Here is a 20,752-nt window from a genome sequence, read left to right as displayed (position 1 = left end):
TGGCGCTGCGTCAAGAAATTGGACGATGGGCGGTAATGGCAAACGGCTCCGCCAAATGTTTGTTTTTCTGCGTATTACTAAGTGATTGTTTGCGCGAGGAATCACTTGTGCAACAGCAAGACAGAGCCATCCAGTCGCCGACGGATGGTCGTCGGCCATGCGCCAAGAGCAATGCTGCCGACCTCGGCGCCAAGCAAAGCACTGTCAAAATTGCGTCTACAGATGCACTTCCACCGCCAGCGGCAAATGATCGGAAAGATGCGTCCACGGTTTGTTGCCGAGGATTTGCGGGTCATGGCTGCTGGCATTGCGCAGGTAGATCCGGTCCAGGCGCAGCAACGGGAATCGTGCCGGATAGGTCTTGGCCGGGCGGCCATGATGACGCTCGAATGCCTCGTGCAGATAGTCGCGCCGGGCGAGGGCGACGTTGCCTTGCAACTGCCAGTCATTGAAATCGCCGGCAATGATCACCGGTGCATCGTCAGGCAACGATTCCAGCAACTGGCAAAGCAGCTTCAACTGCAATTGCCGGTGGCTTTCGAGCAGGCTCAAATGCACGCAAATGGCGTGCACTTCGGCGTGTCCCGGCACATCGAGGATGCAGTGCAGCAAGCCACGCCGTTCGGGGCCGGTGATCGACACATCGAGGTTGCGGTATTCGCGGATCGGGTATTTCGACAGCAGGGCATTGCCATGATGGCCGTCGGGGTACACGGCGTTACGCCCGTAGGCAAAATCGCTCCACATGCTGTCGGCGAGAAATTCATATTGCGAGGTTTGCGGCCATTCGTTGTAGCGGCTCGAATGCCGTTCATGTTCACCGACCACTTCCTGCAGGAACACCAGGTCGGCCGCCGTACTGCGCACCGCTTCGCGCAGCTCGGGCAGGATGAAACGGCGATTCAGTGCGGTGAAGCCCTTGTGGGTATTGACCGTCAACACGCGCAGGCGATGAATGACGGGTGCGTCGACACGCTGACGCTCGGGTTCGCTGGACACGTTCACTCCTCGGATTTGCGCACGCTTGTTCATGCGACTGATGGGGAGGGGCGGCAGTTCCGTCTGATCTCAACACGCAGTCCCCCTGTAGGAGTGAGCCTGCTCGCGATAGCGGTTCACCAGTTGACGCATTCGTAGGCTGACCCACCGCTATCGCGAGCAGGCTCACTCCTACAAGGGTATTCATTGTCAGACGAAGACGATTTCGTAGGGCAAGCGCATCCGCTCCAGGATCACCGGTGGCAACAGCGGCGCGATGCCAATGGCCGGTTCGCCGTTGAGCTGGCTTGCGTAGGCGTGGGTGGCGTGGCTTTTGCGCGCGACGGTCCAGGTGTCGAGGCGCACTTTGCGTGCGCGTTCCCAGGGAATCTGTTGCTGTTCGCGCTCCGGCCAGTGCCAGGCCCAGACCGGCACGTCGTGGTAGCCGGCGCCGACCTGTTCAGCGGCTTTGGCGCTGGCACGGCCGACCGCTTCATGATCATCGTTGCCATCGTTGCGCCAGGTACTGAACACCACATCGCCGGGGCGCAGATAGCGGCTGATGAACTCGCAGACCTGCGCTTCCTGTACCCGCAGCGCATTGTCGGTGAAACCGCCGCGCACCCATTTCAAGCTGTGCATCGGCAGACCGAGGCGGCGCAGGGCTTCGACGCTTTCCTGCGGGCGGAACACGCTCAGGCGTTTTTCCGACCATTGCCGCGAGCCGGGGTGGCTGGCGCTGCCGTCGGTGATCGAGAGCAATTGCAGCGGATGGCCGAGGTTGGCGAGCAGTTGCAGGAGGCCGCCGCACGTCACCACCTCATCACCGGGATGCGGGGCGATCAATACGGCGCGAGCACCGGGCGGGACCAGCGCGAGGGTATTGATGACGGGAATGCTGTCGAGCTGCGCGGCTGAATTCCAGATTTGCGCCGGCAGGTTGCTGTCATTGAGGATGAACGGTTTCATCAGGGCGACGTCCTTGTGTGGCATGCCCAGCGTCATCGGTCACAAACGCTGGCCGAGAACGCTGATGGCAAAATGGGTTGCAACTGTGCGGTGCTCCGACCCTTGGGTTACCGCGATGCAGAGTATTGCTCAAGACACGGCATTCGTCGCGTCACAGATCAATCTGATCCGTATTTTTTTCGCCTGACTGTGCCAGATTGCGCAAAAAGTCGCCGAATCCGCCACGGGCGCGACTGTCGAGGCGGGCGCTGGTGTGCACCCGTGGCCGATGGCTCCAGGCAATGTGCGCACCCGAGCGTTCCAGGGCGCGCACCAGTTGCACGTCTTCGTCGCAGGCCAGCGGTTTAAAGCCGCCGGCAGTGATATAAGCCGCCGCGCTGACACCCAGGTTGGCGCCGTGGATATGTCGATGGCCCTCACGCGCCTGATAGTGGCGGTGATAGCGGATCTGCGCCGCTTCATCGACCGAATCGGGCCAGTGCTCAATGGTCACCGTGCCGCACACCGCGTCCGCCTGCAGGCCGAGCTGGGCGACCAGCCAATCGTCGGCGACCCGGCTGTCGGCGTCGGTACAGGCGATCCAGCGTGCGCCGCGCTCGAGTAGCCACCAGGCGCCGACTGCGCGCGCTTCGCCAACGTTGCTGGCGTCTATCGGCAGGCACAGCACCGGGTATCGACTGACGATTTGCGCCGAGCGATCGGTGCAGCTGTCGAGCACCACCAGCACCTGCACTTCCTCGCCGGCCAGTTGCGCATGTTGGCTGGCGCGTAGCGCGGCGCGCAGGCACTCATCGAGCAGCGTCTCTTCGTTGTGTGCCGGAATCACAATACCGATCAACGCAAACCCTCCAGCGCCGCCACCGAACGCGGCTCGCGACTCCAGACCTCAAGGATGAAATCCGCTTCCTGATGCAGCACCAGACGCGGCAATGCCAGTTGTTCATGGATCTGGTCGTGAACCTGCCGTGCATTCAACGGGCAGCCCTCGATCGGCGGGCGCCAGTGGCAGGCCAGTAATTGGCCGTCTGCGGTCAGCGAGTTACTGATGTGGCGGATCACTTCTGTCAGATCCTCGCGGTCGAGGTAGTAGCCGATTTCGCTAAATACAATCAGGTCGAATTTTTCCTCGGGCCAGTGGCCGGGGAGGCGGTTCTGCCGCACTTCGACGTGGTCGAACAGGCTCAAGCGGGTCTGCGCCAGTTTCACCGCGGCGGCGGCAGTGTCGCAGCACAGCAGACGGCTGCAACGGTTGGCCAGCTCGGCGCTCAGTTCACCGTTGGCGCAACCCGGTTCGAAGATCGCCCGATAATGCGGTCGCGGCAGGGCGGCGAGGGTGATCGCGCGTTTGCGCTGTTCGTACCAGCGTTGGCGGAATGCCCAAGGGTCGTCGTTACCAGAGAAAAGACCGTCGAAATAGCGATCCTCGACGCTCAAAGGAACACCACTTCGAAAGGCTGCAACAGACGCTCGAGGACGTAGGGCGCCAACACCGGCGCCAGTCCGGCATCACGATCACCCTCGAGTTGGCTGGCGAACGCATGGGCGGCGTGGCGTTTGCGTGCGACGTGGGTAGGTGAAAGGAGAATCTTGCGCGCGCGTTGCCACGGCACCGCCGCGTCTTCCGGCGTCGCCCAGTGCCAGGTCCACACCGGTAGCTCGTGACACACCACGCCGGCGCGGCGCGCTGCTTCGAGACTGGCGCGGCCGACCGCTTCATGATCGCTGTGACCGTCCTCACGCCACGTGGTAAACAGCACGTCGTGAGGATGCAAATAGCTTTGAATGAATTCGCTCAGTGCCTGTTCCTGCACCGCCACTTGGGTATCGGTGAAACCACCGCGCAGCCATTTCAGGCTGTGCATCGGCAAGCCGAGACGGCGCAAGGCTTCGGCCGATTCCTGCGGGCGCACCACGCTCAGGCGTTCGACCGGCCAGCGCGTCGAGCCGGGGTGGCTGGCGCTGCCGTCGGTGACCGAGATCAGTTGCATCGGCCGTCCGGCCGCTGCGAGCAGTTGCATCAGCCCGCCGCAACCGAGCACTTCGTCATCCGGGTGCGGCGCAACGATGACGGCCCGCGCGCCCACCGGCACCAGATCAGGCACATCGATCACCGGCAGCTCCGCCAGGCGCTGCGAATTTTGCCACTGATGCAGCGAGGTGCCCTGGCCGACAATCGGGTTGGCTTTCATAGCGCCCAGACCTCGCCGGGCTGCTGCGCGACCCTTTGCCCGAGCGCGGCGAGATCGCGCTCGGCATGACTCTGACGCAGGAACACCGGCAAATCGGCCACCAGATGGGCAAAACGGCGATCCTGACAAAACGGCCCGGCACCGAGCGCTCGGCCGGTGTCACGCAAAACCTGTTCAGCGGACTGTTCGACCACCGCCCGCGCACGTCGCGCCAGCAGTTCCGCGTCGGATTCAGGCTGGGCGTCGATCTGCAATGCGCTGAAGCGCAGCACATCGGCGGCAGCCTGCAAGGCGCTGTCGACCGCACCGAGGTGTGCCATCGCGTGCGGTTCATCGCGTTCGGCACAGTGTTGGCGCAAGCGTTCGCCGATCTGCCGCGCAGCGCCGTACCAGCACGCGGCAATACCGATCCCGCCTTGCCAGAAACCCGGCCGTTGCAGATAGTCGCCGGGGTCACCGATGGCCTGGGCTTCGGCATTCTCGAATACCACCTCGACGCTGCCGGTGGCGCCCATGCCCACGGCTTGCCAGCCGTGCTCGGTGATGGTTACGCCAGGTTGATCAAGGGCTACCGCAACCAGTTGCTGCTGATCGTCAGCGTCCCACGCCGTGAGCAGGGCATGGCTGAGCACCGCCGCGCCGGAACACCAGGCTTTGCGCCCATTGAGATTGACCATGTGCCCGGCCGGGCTGACCTTGACCCGCGCCTGCGGCGGCTCTGCCGCCCACATGCCCCAGGTACTGCCGGGTGTCGGGGTGCCGCCCAATTGTTCGATGATTGCCAGCGCTTCGGTGTGCCCCTCGTATAGCTTGCACAGCCCCAGATCATGCCCGCCGACCGCGGCCAGACGCTGAAAACGCTCCAGTGTGTGACCGCTGCCGGGCAGCGGCAGGCGATCCAGGCCGGCCTCGACCATTGCCCGCAGGCATTGGCCGAGGGCGGCGGTGGCGGCGTAATCCGGCGCACGTCGGGCCAGATAGCTTTGCAGGTCCATATCACTCTTCTTCGTCGCGTTGCAGTTCGAACAACAGCAACGAGCGCCCGGTCACCGAGTATTCGTGGCCGAATTCGAAGCGTTCCTGGCCGCGAATCGCCGGCTGATTGGTATCGATCATGCACGTCCAGAAGCCGCCATCCGGCACTTCCGGCAGGACGAAATTGACGATGTCGTGGTGCGCGTTGACCACCAGCAACAGCGTCGCATCGCCACCCTTGCGGCGAATCCCGGTTTCCTGCGCGCGGCCGTCAAGCAGCATGCCCAGGCAGCGGTTGTGTGCGTCATGCCAGTGCTCGGTGGTCATCTCGGTAGCGTCCGGTGCCAGCCAGGTGACGTCCTTGACGCCGATGTCCTCGTTGTACTCGCCGACCAGGAACCGCCCACGGCGCAGGATCGGATAGGCGAGACGCAACTTGATCAAGCGTTTGACGAACTTCAGCAGGGCCTTGCCGTCCTCGCTCAGGTCCCAGTTGACCCAGCCGATCTCGCTGTCCTGGCAATAGGCATTGTTGTTGCCGTCCTGGGTGCGGGCGAACTCATCGCCGGCGACGATCATCGGTGTGCCTTGGGCCAGCAGCAGGGTGGCGAAGAAGTTGCGCATCTGCCGGTGGCGCAGGGCGTTGATCTCCGCATCGTCGGTCGGGCCTTCGACGCCATGGTTCCACGACAGGTTGTTGTTGCTGCCGTCCTGATTGTTTTCGTCGTTGGCTTCGTTGTGCTTGTCGTTGTACGAGACCAGATCGTTAAGGGTGAAACCGTCGTGCGCAGTGACGAAGTTCACCGAAGCGTACGGCCGGCGCCCGCGTTGATTGAACATCTCGCCCGAAGCGGTCATGCGGCTGGCGAAGTCGGCGAGCTGGCCGTCGTCGCCTTTCCAGAACGCGCGTACGGTGTCGCGGAACTTGTCGTTCCACTCGACCCAGCCCGGCGGGAAGTTGCCCACCTGATAACCACCGGGACCGCAATCCCACGGCTCGGCGATCATTTTCACCTGACGCAGCACCGGGTCCTGACGGCAGGCGACGAGGAAGCTGTGACGCTCGTCGAAACCGTCGTGATAACGCCCGAGAATCGTTGCCAGGTCGAAGCGGAAACCGTCGACGTGCATTTCGCTGGCCCAGTAGCGCAGCGAGTCGGTGACCATTTGCAGGACGCATGGATGGCTCAGGTCGAGGGTGTTGCCGGTCCCCGAATCGTTGATGTAGTAGCGCTTGTCGTCGGGCATCAAGCGGTAGTAGGAGGCGTTGTCGATACCGCGCATCGACAGGGTCGGGCCTTGCTCGTTGCCTTCGGCGGTGTGGTTGTAGACCACATCGAGGATCACTTCGAGATTGGCATCGTGCAGGTGCGCGACCATTTCCTTGAACTCGGCAATCTTGCCGCTGGCGAGGTAGCGCGGATCCGGGGCGAAGAACGCGATGCTGTTGTAGCCCCAGTAGTTGGTCATGCCTTTTTGCAGCAGGTGCTGGTCATTGACGAAGGCATGGATCGGCAGCAATTCGACAGTGGATACGCCGAGCTTGCGGACGTGTTCGAGCACATCGTCGACCATCAGCCCGGCAAAGGTCCCGCGTACGTTTTCCGGCACGGAAGGGTGACGCATGCTGATGCCGCGCACGTGGGTTTCATAAATGATGGTTTTGTCCCACGGCACGCTGACGCGGTGATCGTTGCCCCAGGTGTGCGCCGGGTCGATGACCTTGCACTTGGGCACGAACGGCGCGCTATCGCGTTCATCGAAACTGAGGTCGGCGTCCGGATGGCCGATGGTGTAGCCGAACAGCGCTTCCGACCACTTCAATTCGCCGACCAGTTGCTTGGCGTACGGGTCGATGAGCAATTTGTTGTGGTTGAAACGGTGGCCGTTGGCCGGATCATATGGGCCGTAAACGCGGTAGCCGTAGATCAGGCCGGGATGCGCATCGGGCAAATAGCCGTGGTAAATCTCGTCGGTGTATTCGGGCAGTTCGATGCGCTCGAGTTCGACTTCACCGGCATCGTCGAAGATGCACAGTTCGACCTTGGTGGCGTTGGCGGAAAACAGAGCAAAGTTTACCCCCAGACCATCCCAGGTCGCACCGAGCGGGAAGGGCAGGCCTTCACGGATTCTGGACGGCTCGGCGTGCGCGGCGGGCTCGGCTTTTTTTGGACGGGTCATGATTGCTCCTGCAAAAAACGCGGATGGTTCGGTTGACTCTGTCCCTGTGGGAGCGGGCTTGCCCGCGATAGCGGCGGTACACTCAGCACTGAAGGTGAATGTAATGACGCCATCGCGGGCAAGCCCGCTCCCACAGGAATTGAAGTGTTCTTGAGGGCGAGTTGCCCCGTTATGGCGAGCAAGCCCGCCACACGTTCGTTCAGTTCAATAATCGGGTGGCGTCAGATCGCTGGGGGCTTTCTCGGCGCGCGCGGTTTTTTCTCGGCGGCTTTTTCGCCCGGTGGCACGACTTTCGGTGTGCTCGCAGGCTTGGCTTTCGCCGCCGGTTTGGCTTTTGCCGCGGCCGGTGCCTTGCCACTGGCGAGTTTGCTCTCAGCGGGCTTGCTGTCAGCGCCCTTGCTCGCCGCAGTCTTGCCGGCGGTTTTGCTGCCCGTGGCTTTTGGCGGCTTCTTCGGTGCCAGCGCTTCAGCCTCGGCCAGCTTGCGCGCCATCTCCCAGTGGCGCTCCTCATGGCCTTCGGGTTTACCCTCCGATTCCCATATCTGATAGGCGAATTCGCGAATGCGTTTATCGTCGGTGCTCATCGCAATACTCCTGAACTGAACTCTTGCTTACGTTAAGTGTTGGATAAAGAGATTGACCGGGACATCCCCCAGCGCGTCGCTGACATTCAGCTCCCTGTGTTTTGTGACTGCTGCGCTGGCAAAAAGTCCCTTCAGGTTTGTGTCAGAGGCGGCGAACGGTAAAACCACCCGTGTATCGCCCCAGCGCAGCGCATCCACTTGTGGCAGGGCACTGTTTTCCAGCAGGTTGGCGCAACGCACCGGCACGATCACGACGGCCTGTTTGCCCTCATGTTCGCGAGCGAACGCGAGGACGTTATGTGCCTGGCTGCCGAGCACTTCCAGGGCCTGATAGCTGCCCCGACGGAACAGCTCGGCATGCTCGGCACGCAGGTTCAACACCTCGGCGATCAGGGCCTGCTTGATGCGCCCCTCACGCCAGTTCGCCAGCAGTTCTGCGGGCGCCGATTGCGCCTGCAAAGCCTGCGCGCGCGCGGGGTAATCCACGGGCCGGCGATTGTCCGGATCGACCAGGCTGAAGTCCCAGAACTCGTTGCCTTGATACAGATCCGGCACCCCCGGCACGGTCATGCGCAGCAAGGTTTGCGCCAGGCCATTGAGCGCGCCGGCGGCGGCGATGCTGGTGACGGTCTTGCTCAACGCTGCGCGCAACAGTTGGCCTTCAGCGCTGGTCAGGAGTTTCTCGGTGAACGCCTTCGCTGCGTTTTCGTACGCTTCGTTCGGCGCGCTCCAACTGCTTTGCAGCTTGGCCTCGCGCAAGGCTTTTTGTTGCCATTGCCAGATGCGCTTGGCGTAGTCGGCGAAACCGGCCTGATCGTCATCGCGCAGGTCCAGCGGCCAACTGCCGAGCAAGGCCTGATAGAGGATCAGTTCATCGCCATTCGACGGCATCTGCTCGTCACTGCGCACCGGGCGCGCGAGGGCGCGCCACAATTCGACCTGCTCGGCGTACCAATGGCTGCGTTCACTGAGCACGGCCAGACGTGCACGGGTGTCCTCGCCACGTTTGTGGTCGTGGGTCGCGGTGGCGAGCAAGTTATCCGGGAATTCGCTGAGTCGCCGTTGGTTGACGGCATGGAAATCACTCAGCGGCGCGCTGAACTGCTCGGTGTCGTAGCCGACATCGTTGCGCGATAGCAGCACGGCCGAGCGATACAGCGCGGTGTCTTCGACGGCTTTGGCGGCGGCGGGTGAGGTCAGTTGCTGGAAACGTACGCAGGCGTGCTTGAGGATCTTGCGCGAACGCCCGCACGGCTTGTGTCGCCACGGCGTGCCACCGAGCCAGCCAGCGACACAATCGAGCACTGGCCAGTCGGCTTCGCTGAGGGTTTGCCGGGCACCGTCCATGGCTTCCTGGAAGAACACTTCGTCCTGTTCCGAGCGGCCCATGGCGCTGACATAGGTGCGATACACCGGGAAATGCACGATCAGCGCCTGCAATACCCGGCGGATCGCGCCCAGCGTCAGGTCGCGGGTCATCAGGTCATCGCGGGCCACTTGCAGCAACGCCTGGGCGACGCTTTCGCAATCGCTGGCCAGCGAGCCGTTGAGAATCTGCTGACGCGCCAGTTGCGCTTCTTCGATGAACGCGGCGGGGCGTTCGGTGCGGCGCTGCCACAGCTCACCGAGGACATGTTCACCGTCCGGATCGTGCTGCAACAGCGACAGCTGATTCATGAATTCGTAACCGGTGGTGCCGTCCACCGCCCAGTCGCGGCGCAGGGTTTCGCCGGCGCCGAGAATTTTCTCGACGTAAATCGGCAAGTGCCGTCCCGGCGCGAGACTGTCGAGACGTCGACGCAGTTTGCGGCAGTAACCGCGTGGGTCGGCGAGGCCATCGATGTGGTCGATGCGCAGGCCGTCGACCAGGCCTTCTTCGATCAACTGAAAGATTTTGCCGTGGGTGGCTTCGAACACCGCCGGGCGTTCGACGCGCAAACCACCGAGCTCGTTGATGTCGAAAAAGCGCCGCCAGTTAATGTCATCCGCTGCGGTGCGCCAACTGGCGAGGCGATAGCTCTGGCGTTCGAGCAACTGATGCAGCTTGTCGAAGCCTTCGGCCGTGGTCGAATCGTAGTACTGCAGATTGCGCTGGATCGAATCAAGAATCTGCGGGTCGCTGGCCAGTTGCTGCAGTTCCTGCTTCAACGGAATCGACAGCGAATGCGCATCGGTCTGATAGCTCAGCGCACTGAAACGATCGGCCAGGGATTTCAGCGCTTCATCGCCCTTGAGCAATTCGCCGTAATCGTTCGGGCAGATCGGGAAATGGTGGTCGTAATGCTCGACATGGAAACCGCCGGTCTGCACGTTGAATTGCAGTTTCAGCGTACCTTCCTGCAAAGCGACACCGTAATCACTGCCAAGGAACGGCAGCAACAACTGGCCTTCCATCAACGGGTCCGGGGAATGCCACTGAATGTCGAAGAATTCGCCGTAGGGGCTCAGTCGGCCCCATTCGAGCAGGTCGAGCCACCAAGGGTTGTCGCTGCCGCCCACCGCCATGTGGTTGGAGACGATGTCGAGGATCAGCCCCATGTTGTGCTCGCGCAGGGTGCTGACCAGACGCCGCAGCGCCGCTTCGCCGCCCAGTTCCGGGTTGACCTGGGTCGGGTCGACCACGTCGTAACCGTGCATCGAGCCGGCGCGCGCCGCCAGCAGTGGCGAGGCGTAGACATGGCTGATACCGAGGCTGGCGAAGTACGGCACCAGTGGCACCGCTTGTTCGAGGGTAAAGCCTTTATGAAATTGCAGCCGCAGGGTCGCGCGCAGCGGCTGGATAAGCGTTTGGTTCATTGGTCACGCTCGGCAGCCTGGAGTCGGGCACAGGCGAGCAATTCCAGGCGTCGCGCGGCGTCGTCGGTGTCGAGCAGCGTTTCGCTGGTGCCCGGCAAGCGCCGCGACCAGTTCGGGTGGGTGTCCGTGGTGCCCGGCAGATTCGCTTGCTCGTTGATGCCGAGGGCATCTTCCAGCGGCAAAAGTACCAGCGGCGCACGGGTGTGGCCGAGGAACCGCACGCTGGCATCGACCACTTGATCGGCCTCGTGGGATTCCTCGCGAAAATTCTGTGGATCCTGGCTCAACGCACTGCGCAGGCCTTCGCGCTCGCGCTGACGGTGATGGCGCCAGTCGATTTCGCCGTTGGCGTCGACCAGCCCAAGGCGCGCGTTCCAGTCGATATCGCGACCGTGCCACCAGCCGTTGAGCGTCGGCAAGTCGTGGGTGCTGGTGGTCGCCAGCGCGTTGTCCGGCCAGTCGAGAATCGGCTTGAAATGCGTGTTGTCCTGTTCGAACAGCAGCACGCGCATGCCCAGCATCGAGCGCGCGGCGAGCTTTTCGCGCAGGCCTTCGGGCACCGTGCCCAGATCCTCGCCAAGCACGATGGCCTGGTGACGGTGGGACTCCAGCGTCAGTAACCGCAGCATGTCGTCAAACGGGTAATAGAGGTAGGCGCCATCGGCGGGATCGGCGCCGTTGGGGATCACCCACAGACGTTGCAGACCCATGACGTGGTCGATGCGCAGGCCACCGGCGTGGGCGAAATTGGCCCGCAGCATGTCGATGAAGGCGCGGAAGCCGTTGCGCACCAGACCTTCAGGCGAAAACGCGGAGATGCCCCAGCCTTGACCGGAACGGTTGAGAATGTCCGGCGGTGCGCCGACCGTCAGTGAGGCGAGCAACTCATCCTGAAAACTCCAGGCCTGGCTGCCGGCGCCATCGGCACCCACCGCCAGATCGGCGATCAGGCCAATGCTCATGCCGGCGCTGCGCGCAGCCGTCTGTGCGCGTTCCAGGCAGCGGTGGATCAGCCATTGGCAAAAGGCGAAATAGCCAATGCGCTCGGCGTATTCTTCGGCGAAAGCTTCCAGCGCCGCGCCGCGCGGGTCACGCCAGTGTTCCGGCCATTCGCGCCAGTCGAGGCTTTCGCCACGGGCGGCGCGCATTTCCTGGATTGCTTCGAAGCGGCAATGGTTTTCCAGCGCTTCGCCGCCGCTGTGGCGGAAACTGGCGAAGTCCGGATGCAACGGGTGATCACCGGCAACAAAACCGTCGTACAAGGCTTGCAGCAATTTTTGCTTGGTCTCGGCCGCGGCCGGCCAGTCGATCAGGGGCAAGTCTTCAAGCTGCGCGAACTGGTTGCCCAGACCGGTAGCGTCGATCGCATCGCGCAATGCCCGTTCACCGAGGATCGCACCGGGCGCGGCATAGAGTGAATTGAGGAACAGCCGGCTCGAAGGCGAATACGGGCTGTAGCGGCTGGTGTCGGCGCTGAACATTGCGTGCATCGGGCTGATCGCCACGGCGTCGGCGCCGCGCTCACCGGCCACGCGCACCAGCTCTTCAAGGGCGAGGGTGTCGCCGAAACCGCCATCGCCGGGACGACGCAAGGCATACAACTGCGCGCTCAGGCCCCAGGCGCGGGGGATCGGATTGTCCACGGCGTCAGCGACGCTGAAGCAGCGTTCCGGTGCCACCGCCAGGGTGAAATATTGATCGCCGATATGCACTTGCTGATAACCGACCGGGATCAGGCCGGGCAACATCGCTTGTGAATCGAGCTTGAGATCCAGGCGCGAGCCGTCTTCGAGGTGAATTTCGCAGGGCGTTTCCGGGGCAAAATAACGCGTCAGGTCCACCGGTGTGCCGACATCGCAGGTCAACAGCGGCGGCAAATGGTGGTCCTGCTGCGCCGCTTGCAGTTCCAGCAGGCTGGCATCGATTTCCTGCGCCGTGCTGGCGGGGTGGCCAAGGCCGATCAAGACATTGCGGAGTACCGCAGGAGCGACTTTTTGCTGACGCCCGTTGGCGTCGATCCAGTCGACGGCGAGGCCGGCTCGGCTGGCGAGTATTTCCAGTTGCGCATCGCTCATAGGCGCTCTCCATCCAGAGGTAGCAAAGGGGTTGCGGCCGTGAGGCTGACAAGCGCGCAATACGCGGGCAGTTCGCCCGACTCCGGGGTGACACCGGCAGGCTGCTGAAACAGCCAGACGGCGTCGGTGTGTGGAGGGTTGACCACTGGCGTGTCGCTGAGGTTCAGGTCAATTCGCAGCTCACTGCCATCGCCCAGCCGCCAGCGCGCACTGACCGCGCCGTGACCGAGTTTTTGCGCGCCCAGTGCCTGGGTGCCGGGCAGATGCGGAATGATGTGCTGGTGGCGCAAATGCAGGAGCTGCCGGTACAACTCAAGGGTTTGCTGTTGCTGTTGACTGCCAATGTCTTGCCGTGGCTGCGAGGCGTGGAAGGTCTGTTCGGCGTTCGGGTCGGGAATCTGCTCACGTTTGTGCGGATCAGCAAACGCGCTGAATGCGGCGAATTCATTGCGCCGGCCCTCACGCACCAGTTCGGCCAGTTCGCCGTGATGGCTGGTGAAGAACAGAAACGGTTGCTCGGCGGCGAACTCGTCGCCCATGAACATCAGCGGAATCATCGGCGACAGCAGCAATACCGTGGCTGCCTGCAACGCGCGCGGGTCAGCAAGTTGATGCAGACGCTCGCCGAATGCGCGATTACCGATCTGGTCGTGGTTTTGTAGAAACAGCACAAACGCAGTCGATGGCAGATGCTCGCTGGGTTCGCCGCGCCGTTCGCCGTGGCGGTTGACGTGGCCCTGAAAGACAAAGCCCTGACTCAGGCAGCGCACCAATTGTTCGGTGGGCTGCTCGGCATAGTCAGCGTAATAGGCGTCGGTTTCGCCGGTCAGCAAAACGTGCAGGGCGTTATGGCCGTCGTCGTTCCACTGCGCGTTGTAATCGTGTTCCAGCAGGCTGGCCTGATTGAGCTCGTTCTCGACTGTCAGCCAGACGTGACGGGCCGGATCGATCTGTTGGCGCACGCGCTGCGCCAGTTCATGCAGAAAATCTGAATCGCCAATCGCATGCACGGCGTCCAGACGCAGGCCGTCGAAGCGATATTCGAGCACCCACATCAGTGCGTTCTCGATGAAGAATTCGCGCACTTCCGGGCGGCGGAAATCGATCGCCGCGCCCCACGGCGTGTGCTGGTCCTCGCGGAAAAAGCTTTTCGCGTAGCGGTGCAAATAATTGCCGTCGGGGCCGAAGTGGTTGTAGACCACGTCGAGAATCACCGCCAGACCATGGCCGTGGGCGGTGTCGATCAGATGTTTGAGTTGTTCGGGGCTGCCGTAAGAGGCTTGCGGCGCGTAGGGCAGAACGCCGTCGTAACCCCAGTTGCGATCACCGGGAAATTGCGCCAGCGGCATCAATTCAATCGCGGTGATGCCCATTGCAGTGAGCCGCGCCAGATGCTGCTCGACTTCGGCGAAGCCACCGAGCGCCCCAACGTGCAGCTCGTAGATCACCGCTTCGTTCCACGGCCGACCGGTCCAGGCGCTGTGTCGCCAGGTGTAAGCATGCGGATCGACCACCACGCTGTGGCGGTCGAGGTCACCATCCTGCGCCCTTGAGGCCGGGTCCGGCACCTCCAGTTCGCCATCGATACAGTAGCGGTAGCGACTGCCCGCCGGACAGCGGGCCTTGATCACAAACCATCCATCACCCTGCGGCAGCATGGGCAGCGATTGACCATCGGCCAGTTCGACACTGACGTAAAACGCATCGGGAGCCCACAAAGCAAATTGCGTGTGTTCGGCGTCCAGCACGATCGCGCCGTGGGGCCAGGTTTCTTGGGTCCTTGACGGCATCTTTGAAACCTCCCTGATTATTTGTGGCTGGCTTTACCCAATGCCTTGGCCACCAGTTTTTCGTAGAGTTCGGCGTACGGTTCGACCGCTTTGCTCCAGTTGAATGGCGCCGCCATTGCCCGGCAACGCATGGCGTTGAGCAGTTCAGGAAAGGCGAACACCTTGAACGCGCGGCTCAGAGCTTCCTTGTAGCTGTCGACGGTGGATTCATCGAAGAGGAAACCGGTCACGCCGTTTTCAATGGTGTCGGCCAGACCGCCGGTATTGCGCGCCACCGGCAACGAGCCGAAGCGCTGCGCGTACATCTGGCTCAGCCCGCAAGGCTCGTAACGCGACGGCATCAAGAGGAAATCGCTGCCGGCGAACATGCGCCGCGCGTCAGTCTCGTTGAAGCCGATGCGTACGCCGATCTGCCCCGGGAAGCGCAGCGCCAGCTCGCGCATGGCCTGTTCTTCTTCCGGCTCGCCACGGCCGATGATTGCGATCTGGCCACCGTTCTGCACGATGAATTCGGAGACCGCTTCAGTCAGGTCCAGACCTTTCTGATAGACCAGACGCGAGACCACGGCGAACAGCGGGCCGCTGGAGTCGTTGAGGCCGAACAGCTCGCGAACATGGGCGGCGTTGACCGCTTTGCCTTCCCAGTCGCCGATGGCGAACGGCGCGAACAGATGCGGATCGGTGGCCGAATCCCAGCTCTCGTCGATGCCGTTGGGGATGCCGCTGAGCAAGCCCTGCTGGGTCTTGGCGGCGAGGAAACCGTCGAGGCCGCAGCCGAAATCAGGGGTGGTGATTTCCTGCGCGTACGTGGCGCTGACCGTGGTGATATGGCTGGAATAAGCCATGCCGGCCTTGAGGAACGACATCTTGCCGTAGAATTCCATCCCTTCCTGCTGCAGGGCGTGGGCGGGAATCCCCAGTTCCGGGCAGGAACCGAGGCTGGTCACGCCCTGGTAGGCGAGGTTGTGAATGGTGAACAGCGTCGGTGTACGCTGGCCGCGCCAGTGCATGTAGGCCGGGGCGAGGCCCGCTGGCCAGTCGTGGGCGTGGACGAGGTCCGGGCACCAGTGAATCTGCGCGAGGTTGGCGGCGATATCGGCAGCGGCCAGCCCCAGGCGGGCGAAACGGATATGGTTGTCTGGCCAGTCGCGGCCGTTGTTGGCGCCGTAAGGGCCGCCTTCACGCTCGTACAGTTCGGGACAGATCAACACGTAGATCACCAGACCGTCGGGCATGTCCATGCGCCCGATCTTGCACGGTGGCAGCGCGGCGTGGCCACCGAGTTCGCCGATGATGTGAATCGGGTTCTCGCTGTGCATCACCTGCGGATAACCGGGAATCAGCACGCGCACATCGTGAAGATGTGCCATGGCGCGCGGCAGGGCGGCGGAAACGTCGCCCAGGCCACCGGTCTTCACCAGATCGGCGATTTCCGAGGTGACGAACAGGACTTTTTTCTTGTTGGGGTTTTTGCTCGCGACCGGAGTCAGCGTCTTGGTGCCGGGAACGTTGATCGATCGGCTGCCGGGAACGCTGACGGTGCTCGAGTCGCCAATCACCTGGTGAGCACGCTCTCCCTGAATATCCAATGCCGCACTGATCATATGTATCTCCCGTAGTGTTGATCTGTTCTTGTCTCGTACAAACGAAGTTCAGAGCCACGTCCTGTGACCGGGCGCAAACGCGCCACGCATCGGTGAGCAAACGCTACCCAACACGCGCAAGCAGAATGGGTGGTGAAGCCATTGCAAGGATTGCACCAGTCGTTTTGGCTCTGTCTTCTTGATGACCCGACGCTGGTTGCAAAAGTTTCGAGTTTTTTTCGGCGATGTGACCGGGCGGTTTCACCCTGCGAAAATGAGTCTAGGCCAGATCCTAGAGCGGGCCAGAGCAAATGGGTAAATTGTTCGACAATCGGTTTGTGCGTAAGAAAATATTGCTGGATCGGAGCAAACGCACCGACGAAGGGCAGGTTTTTTTGCGACGGAGGGCCAAAACGGTGACCTGGCGGTCACGATTTTGTGCTAGCGGGGAGGGCGGTTGCACTGTTGTGGTGCGGGAGGTGGTGGTGGCTATCAAAACGCTATCGCGAGCAGGCTCACTCCTACAGGGGTACGCATTCCAACATGTAGGAGTGAGCCTGCTCGCGATAGCGATTGCCGCCACACCGCTTGATTTGCGATGGGTTCAATTAAGCAGGCGAATCGGCTCCCCCGCAGCCCAGGCCTGAATATCCTCGATCATCTGCGTAAAGAACTGCGCATAGTTCTGTCGACTGACATACCCCACATGCGGCGTCGCCAGCACGTTATCGAGTGTGCGAAACGGGTGCAGCGCCGGCAGCGGTTCCTCGGCGAAGACATCCAGCGCTGCCCCGGCAATGTGCTGTTTCTGCAAAGCCTTGATCAACGCCGCTTCGTCGACGATCGGCCCGCGCGCGGTGTTGACCAGCAACGCAGTCGGTTTCATCCAGCCCAGCGCCTGCGCGTCGACCAGCCCGCGGCTGCGTTCGCTGAGCACCAGGTGCACCGACAGCACATCGGCCTGCTCGAACAGCTCTTGCTTGCTGACGTAGGTCACGCCGGCCTGTTCGGCGCGCTCGGCGGTGAGGTTTTCGCTCCAGGCGATCACCCGCATGCCAAACACCTGGCCGAACTGCGCCACGCGCTGGCCGATGCTGCCCAGACCGAGAATGCCCAGGGTCTTGCCATGCAGATCGCCGCCCAGGCCTTGCTGCCACTGGCCGCTGCGCAAGGCGTTGGCTTCGTTGAGCAGATTGCGCGTGGCGGCCATGATCAGCGCCCAGGTCAACTCGGGCGCGGCGTGCTTGTAACTGTCGGTGCCGCAGACCTTGATCCCGAGTTTCGCTGCGGCCTGCATATCGAGCGCTGCGTTGCGCATGCCGCCGGTGACCAGCAGCTTGAGCGCCGACAAGCGCTTGAGCAGGTCCTCGTCGAAACGCGTGCGCTCGCGCATCACGCAGATCACCTGATAGCGGCCCAGACGTTCGGCCAGAGTGGCGTTGTCCGCCGGGTAGTCATGCACGAAGGTCACTTCACCGATGCTCTCGAGGACTGACCAGTCGACCACGTCGCGGGCCACGCCCTGCCAGTCATCGATCACTGCAATCTGCACCGCCATCAGCCTTACCTCATCAACGAACAGGATTGGATGTGTTCAGCCAGCCGAGCAGGGCTTTGTGGAACTGCGCGGGTTCTTCCATTTGCGGTGCATGGCCCATGCCGGGGAATTCGACCAGTGTCGATTGCGGGATCAGTTTGGCGACTTGCTTGCCGAGTACGTCGTAGTGGCCGATCTTCGCTTTGACTTCCGGCGGTGCGATGTCCTTGCCGATCGCGGTGGTGTCGGAGGTACCGATCAGCAGCAGCGTCGGCATTTTCAGGTCCTTGAACTCGTAATACACCGGCTGGGTGAAGATCATGTCGTAGATCAGCGCCGAGTTCCACGCGACCTGAGTCTTGCCCGGGCCTTTGCTCAGCCCGGCGAGCATATCGACCCAACGGTCGAATTCCGGCTTCCAGCGGCCGTCGTAATAGGTAGTGCGCTCGTACTCGCGAATGCCTTGGGCGCTGACTTTCAATTCGCGCTGATACCACTGATCAATGGTGCGATAGGGCACGCCGAGGGCTTTCCAGTCTTCCAGGCCGATCGGATTGACCATCGCCAGCTGTTCGACCTGCTCGGGATACTGCAAGGCATAACGGGTGGCGAGCATGCCGCCAGTGGAGTGGCCCAGCAGCGTGGCTTTCTGGATACCCAGCGCTTTGAGCAACTGCTGCGTGTTGGTCGCCAGTTGCTGGAAGGTGTATTGGTAGTGATCGGGTTTGCTGGAGCTACAGAAGCCGATCTGATCCGGCGCAATCACCCGGTAACCGGCCTCGCTCAGCGCCTTGATCGAACTGTCCCAGGTCGCCGCGCAGAAATTCTTGCCGTGCATCAGCACCACGGTGCGCCCATTGGCCTTGCCGTTGGCGGCGACATCCATGTAACCCATCTGCAGCGATTTGCCCTGGGATTCGAAGGCGAAGTGTTTGAGTGTGTAAGGGTAATCGAAGCCTTGCAGCTCGGGACCGTAGGCCGGGCCTTCGGCGGCGGCTGGCGTGGCGGCCTGGACGGACAGGGGCAGAGTGGCGCACAGAAGCAGGCCGGGGAGCCAGCGGGAAAACGAGACAGGCATAAGGTCAAACTCCGTTTGAAATGGGCCGATGCTCGAACGGCCAGATTATGGCGACGTTAAAAACAGGCAATGATTGCGCCCGATGGTTCAACCGAGCCAGCCCAGCGTCAGCATGGCCAGCGCACCGTAACGCGCGCCTTTGGCCAGGGTCACGATCAGCAGGAAGCGCCCGAGCGGTTCGCGCATGACCCCGGCGATCAGCGTCAATGGATCACCGATAACCGGCAGCCAGCTGAACAGCAGCGACCAGTGACCGAAACGCTGGTAGTGCTGTTGAGCTTTGGCCATGTGTTGTCGACTGACCGGAAACCAGCGCCGGTCCTGAAAGCGTTCAAGCCCTCGCCCCAGCCACCAGTTGACCAGCGAACCCAGGACATTGCCCAGCGTCGCCACGCCCAGCAGTCCCCACAGCCAGTAATGCTCGCTGACGATCAAGCCGACCAGCAGCGCTTCCGATTGCAGGGGCAGCAGCGTAGCGGCGCCGAACGCGGCAAGGAACAGCCCGGCGTAAGCGGCCCCGATCAATGCGCCGGGTAATCCGCCACGACGACATCCGCGCCGTCCTTTTGCAGGCCGATCACTTGATAAGCGTCGCTCATGCCGTCCATTTCCATGCCCGGCGAGCCCATCGGCATGCCCGGTGCAGCCACACCGAGCAGGTCGTCGCGCTTGCTCAGGGCCAGAACCTGTTCAGCCGGGACATGACCTTCGACGAACTTGCCGTTGATGATTGCGGTGTGGCACGAGGCCAGACGGGGCGGCACGCCGTGCTGTTGCTTGAAGCTGCTCATGTCGCTTTCGACGTGATCGTCGACCTTGAAGCCGTTGGCTTCGAGGTGGCTGATCCATTTTTTGCAGCAACCGCAGTTGGCGTCGCGGTGCACTTCGATCGGAATCAGGTCGGCGGCCTGGGCGAGGGAGGAAATGAACAGGGCGCTCAGGGCGAGCAGACGCAGGTGGGTTCGCATGATTCTCGGCTCGGGTGGCGGTCGGAGGAGAACGCATTTTGACCGGTTTTTGCTGTTTGGCATCAACGCAGTGTTTCAGGTTATTGCAAAACACACAGGCAAAACGCTGTAGGAGTGAGCCTGCTCGCGATGGCGGTGTGTCAGGCAACGTGTGTGTTTGCTGACATTGCGCTATCGCGAGCAGGCTCACTCCTACAGGTGATCGTGTTTCAAGTGAGGTGAGCGCCCAGGTCTGGAAGATCAGCGGACCTTGAACCGCCCCATGATCGCGCTGACCCGGCTGTTGGCTTCCAGCAACTGGCGGGTGTTGAGTTCGCTGGTCTGGCCGCTCTGCACCAGTTCATCGACCATGTGCCGGATCTGCACCATGCTGCGGTTGATCTCTTCGGTGACGGCGCTTTGCTGTTCGGCAGCCGTGGCGATCTGGGTGCTGAGGCTGTTGATGTGGCTGACCGAGCCGGCCATTTCGTCCAGCCCCGAGTTGACCCTTGCGGTGGCGACGGCGGCGGACTGGCAACTGGCCTGGGTGTTTTCCATGGCGCTGACCGACGAGCTCACGCCTTGCGTCAAACGGGTCAGCATCTCGTTGATTTCCGAGGTGCTCGCCTGGGTGCGGGCGGCGAGGGCACGTACTTCATCAGCAACCACGGCGAAACCGCGACCCTGTTCGCCAGCACGTGCGGCCTCGATGGCGGCGTTAAGCGCGAGCAGATTGGTCTGCCCGGCAATTGCGCCGATCACGCCGAGGATCTCGGTGATGCGCTGAGCGTCTTGCTGCATGTTCTCGACTTTGTGCGTGGCACTCGCCACTTCGTCGATCAGCGCGACCACGCTGTTGGTGGCTTCGCCGACCACCACGCGCGAGCGATCGGCGTTCTCGTTGGCGCGTTGAGTGAAGGCCGCGGTTTCGGCAGCGTTCTGTGCCACGCTTTCGGCGGTCGAACTCATTTCGGTGATGGCGGTGACGGTCTGATCGGTTTCCGAGGCATGGCGCAGCAGGATCTGCCCGGTGTGCGCCGAGGTGCGTTGCAGGTCGTCGAGGCTGGAGG

The 20,752-nt window shown here is 62.3% G+C and carries 16 protein-coding genes and 1 pseudogene; all 17 read right to left on the bottom strand.

Annotated features, from left to right (window positions below; genetic code table 11):
- Positions 1–216: 216 nt before the first annotated feature.
- A complete protein-coding gene (locus J3P93_RS15480) occupies positions 217–999 on the bottom strand; it encodes an endonuclease/exonuclease/phosphatase family protein (RefSeq protein ID WP_090283735.1) in 783 nt (260 codons plus the stop codon).
- Positions 1,000–1,188: 189 nt separating this feature from the next.
- Complete coding sequence (locus J3P93_RS15475) at positions 1,189–1,947, bottom strand: PIG-L deacetylase family protein (RefSeq protein ID WP_434589277.1); 759 nt, start codon at positions 1,945–1,947, stop codon at positions 1,189–1,191.
- A gap of 151 nt (positions 1,948–2,098) precedes the next feature.
- Entirely contained in the window at positions 2,099–2,785 is a 687-nt protein-coding gene (locus J3P93_RS15470; protein ID WP_434589275.1) for a glycosyltransferase, read from the bottom strand.
- Positions 2,782–3,381 (bottom strand): SAM-dependent methyltransferase, encoded by a 600-nt coding sequence (locus J3P93_RS15465; RefSeq protein ID WP_434589273.1) that lies wholly within the window; start codon positions 3,379–3,381, stop codon positions 2,782–2,784. The genes J3P93_RS15470 and J3P93_RS15465 overlap by 4 nt, the downstream gene beginning before the upstream one ends.
- Positions 3,378–4,136, bottom strand: a complete 759-nt coding sequence (locus J3P93_RS15460) for a PIG-L deacetylase family protein (protein WP_434589271.1) — start codon at positions 4,134–4,136, stop codon at positions 3,378–3,380. Before J3P93_RS15460 ends, J3P93_RS15465 begins: the two co-directional genes overlap by 4 nt.
- Complete coding sequence (locus tag J3P93_RS15455) at positions 4,133–5,131, bottom strand: acyl-CoA dehydrogenase (protein ID WP_434589269.1); 999 nt, start codon at positions 5,129–5,131, stop codon at positions 4,133–4,135. The genes J3P93_RS15460 and J3P93_RS15455 overlap by 4 nt, the downstream gene beginning before the upstream one ends.
- A 1-nt stretch (position 5,132) precedes the next feature.
- Positions 5,133–7,292, bottom strand: a complete 2,160-nt coding sequence (gene glgX / locus J3P93_RS15450; protein ID WP_434589267.1) for a glycogen debranching protein GlgX — start codon at positions 7,290–7,292, stop codon at positions 5,133–5,135.
- A 221-nt stretch (positions 7,293–7,513) separates the two neighbouring features.
- On the bottom strand, positions 7,514–7,876 hold the full coding sequence (locus tag J3P93_RS15445; RefSeq protein ID WP_434589265.1) for a DUF2934 domain-containing protein: 363 nt from the start codon (positions 7,874–7,876) through the stop codon (positions 7,514–7,516).
- A gap of 27 nt (positions 7,877–7,903) precedes the next feature.
- Positions 7,904–10,672, bottom strand: coding sequence for a malto-oligosyltrehalose synthase (locus tag J3P93_RS15440; RefSeq protein WP_434589263.1), 2,769 nt, complete (start codon positions 10,670–10,672; stop codon positions 7,904–7,906).
- Positions 10,669–12,747, bottom strand: a complete 2,079-nt coding sequence (gene malQ, locus J3P93_RS15435; RefSeq protein ID WP_434589261.1) for a 4-alpha-glucanotransferase — start codon at positions 12,745–12,747, stop codon at positions 10,669–10,671. The genes J3P93_RS15440 and malQ overlap by 4 nt, the downstream gene beginning before the upstream one ends.
- Complete coding sequence (treZ, locus tag J3P93_RS15430; RefSeq protein WP_434589259.1) at positions 12,744–14,537, bottom strand: malto-oligosyltrehalose trehalohydrolase; 1,794 nt, start codon at positions 14,535–14,537, stop codon at positions 12,744–12,746. Before treZ ends, malQ begins: the two co-directional genes overlap by 4 nt.
- 17 nt (positions 14,538–14,554) lie before the next feature.
- Complete coding sequence (gene glgA, locus J3P93_RS15425; protein WP_434589257.1) at positions 14,555–16,141, bottom strand: glycogen synthase GlgA; 1,587 nt, start codon at positions 16,139–16,141, stop codon at positions 14,555–14,557.
- A 583-nt stretch (positions 16,142–16,724) separates the two neighbouring features.
- A complete protein-coding gene (locus J3P93_RS15420; RefSeq protein WP_434589255.1) occupies positions 16,725–17,678 on the bottom strand; it encodes a D-2-hydroxyacid dehydrogenase family protein in 954 nt (317 codons plus the stop codon).
- Positions 17,679–17,691: 13 nt separating this feature from the next.
- Entirely contained in the window at positions 17,692–18,735 is a 1,044-nt protein-coding gene (locus tag J3P93_RS15415; RefSeq protein ID WP_434589253.1) for an alpha/beta fold hydrolase, read from the bottom strand.
- Between the two features lie 87 nt (positions 18,736–18,822).
- On the bottom strand, positions 18,823–19,257 hold the full coding sequence (locus J3P93_RS15410) for a YqaA family protein (RefSeq protein ID WP_434598398.1): 435 nt from the start codon (positions 19,255–19,257) through the stop codon (positions 18,823–18,825).
- Positions 19,257–19,703, bottom strand: coding sequence for a DUF411 domain-containing protein (locus J3P93_RS15405; RefSeq protein ID WP_434589251.1), 447 nt, complete (start codon positions 19,701–19,703; stop codon positions 19,257–19,259). Before J3P93_RS15405 ends, J3P93_RS15410 begins: the two co-directional genes overlap by 1 nt.
- Before the next feature lie 240 nt (positions 19,704–19,943).
- Positions 19,944–20,459: pseudogene (locus tag J3P93_RS15400) on the bottom strand (methyl-accepting chemotaxis protein); the annotation flags it as partial.
- Positions 20,460–20,752 lie beyond the last annotated feature (293 nt).

Origin of the sequence: Pseudomonas sp. R3-57 (assembly GCF_051132065.1) — a bacterium.
Taxonomy (GTDB): domain Bacteria; phylum Pseudomonadota; class Gammaproteobacteria; order Pseudomonadales; family Pseudomonadaceae; genus Aquipseudomonas.
This window is presented reverse-complemented; position numbering and strand designations above follow the sequence as displayed.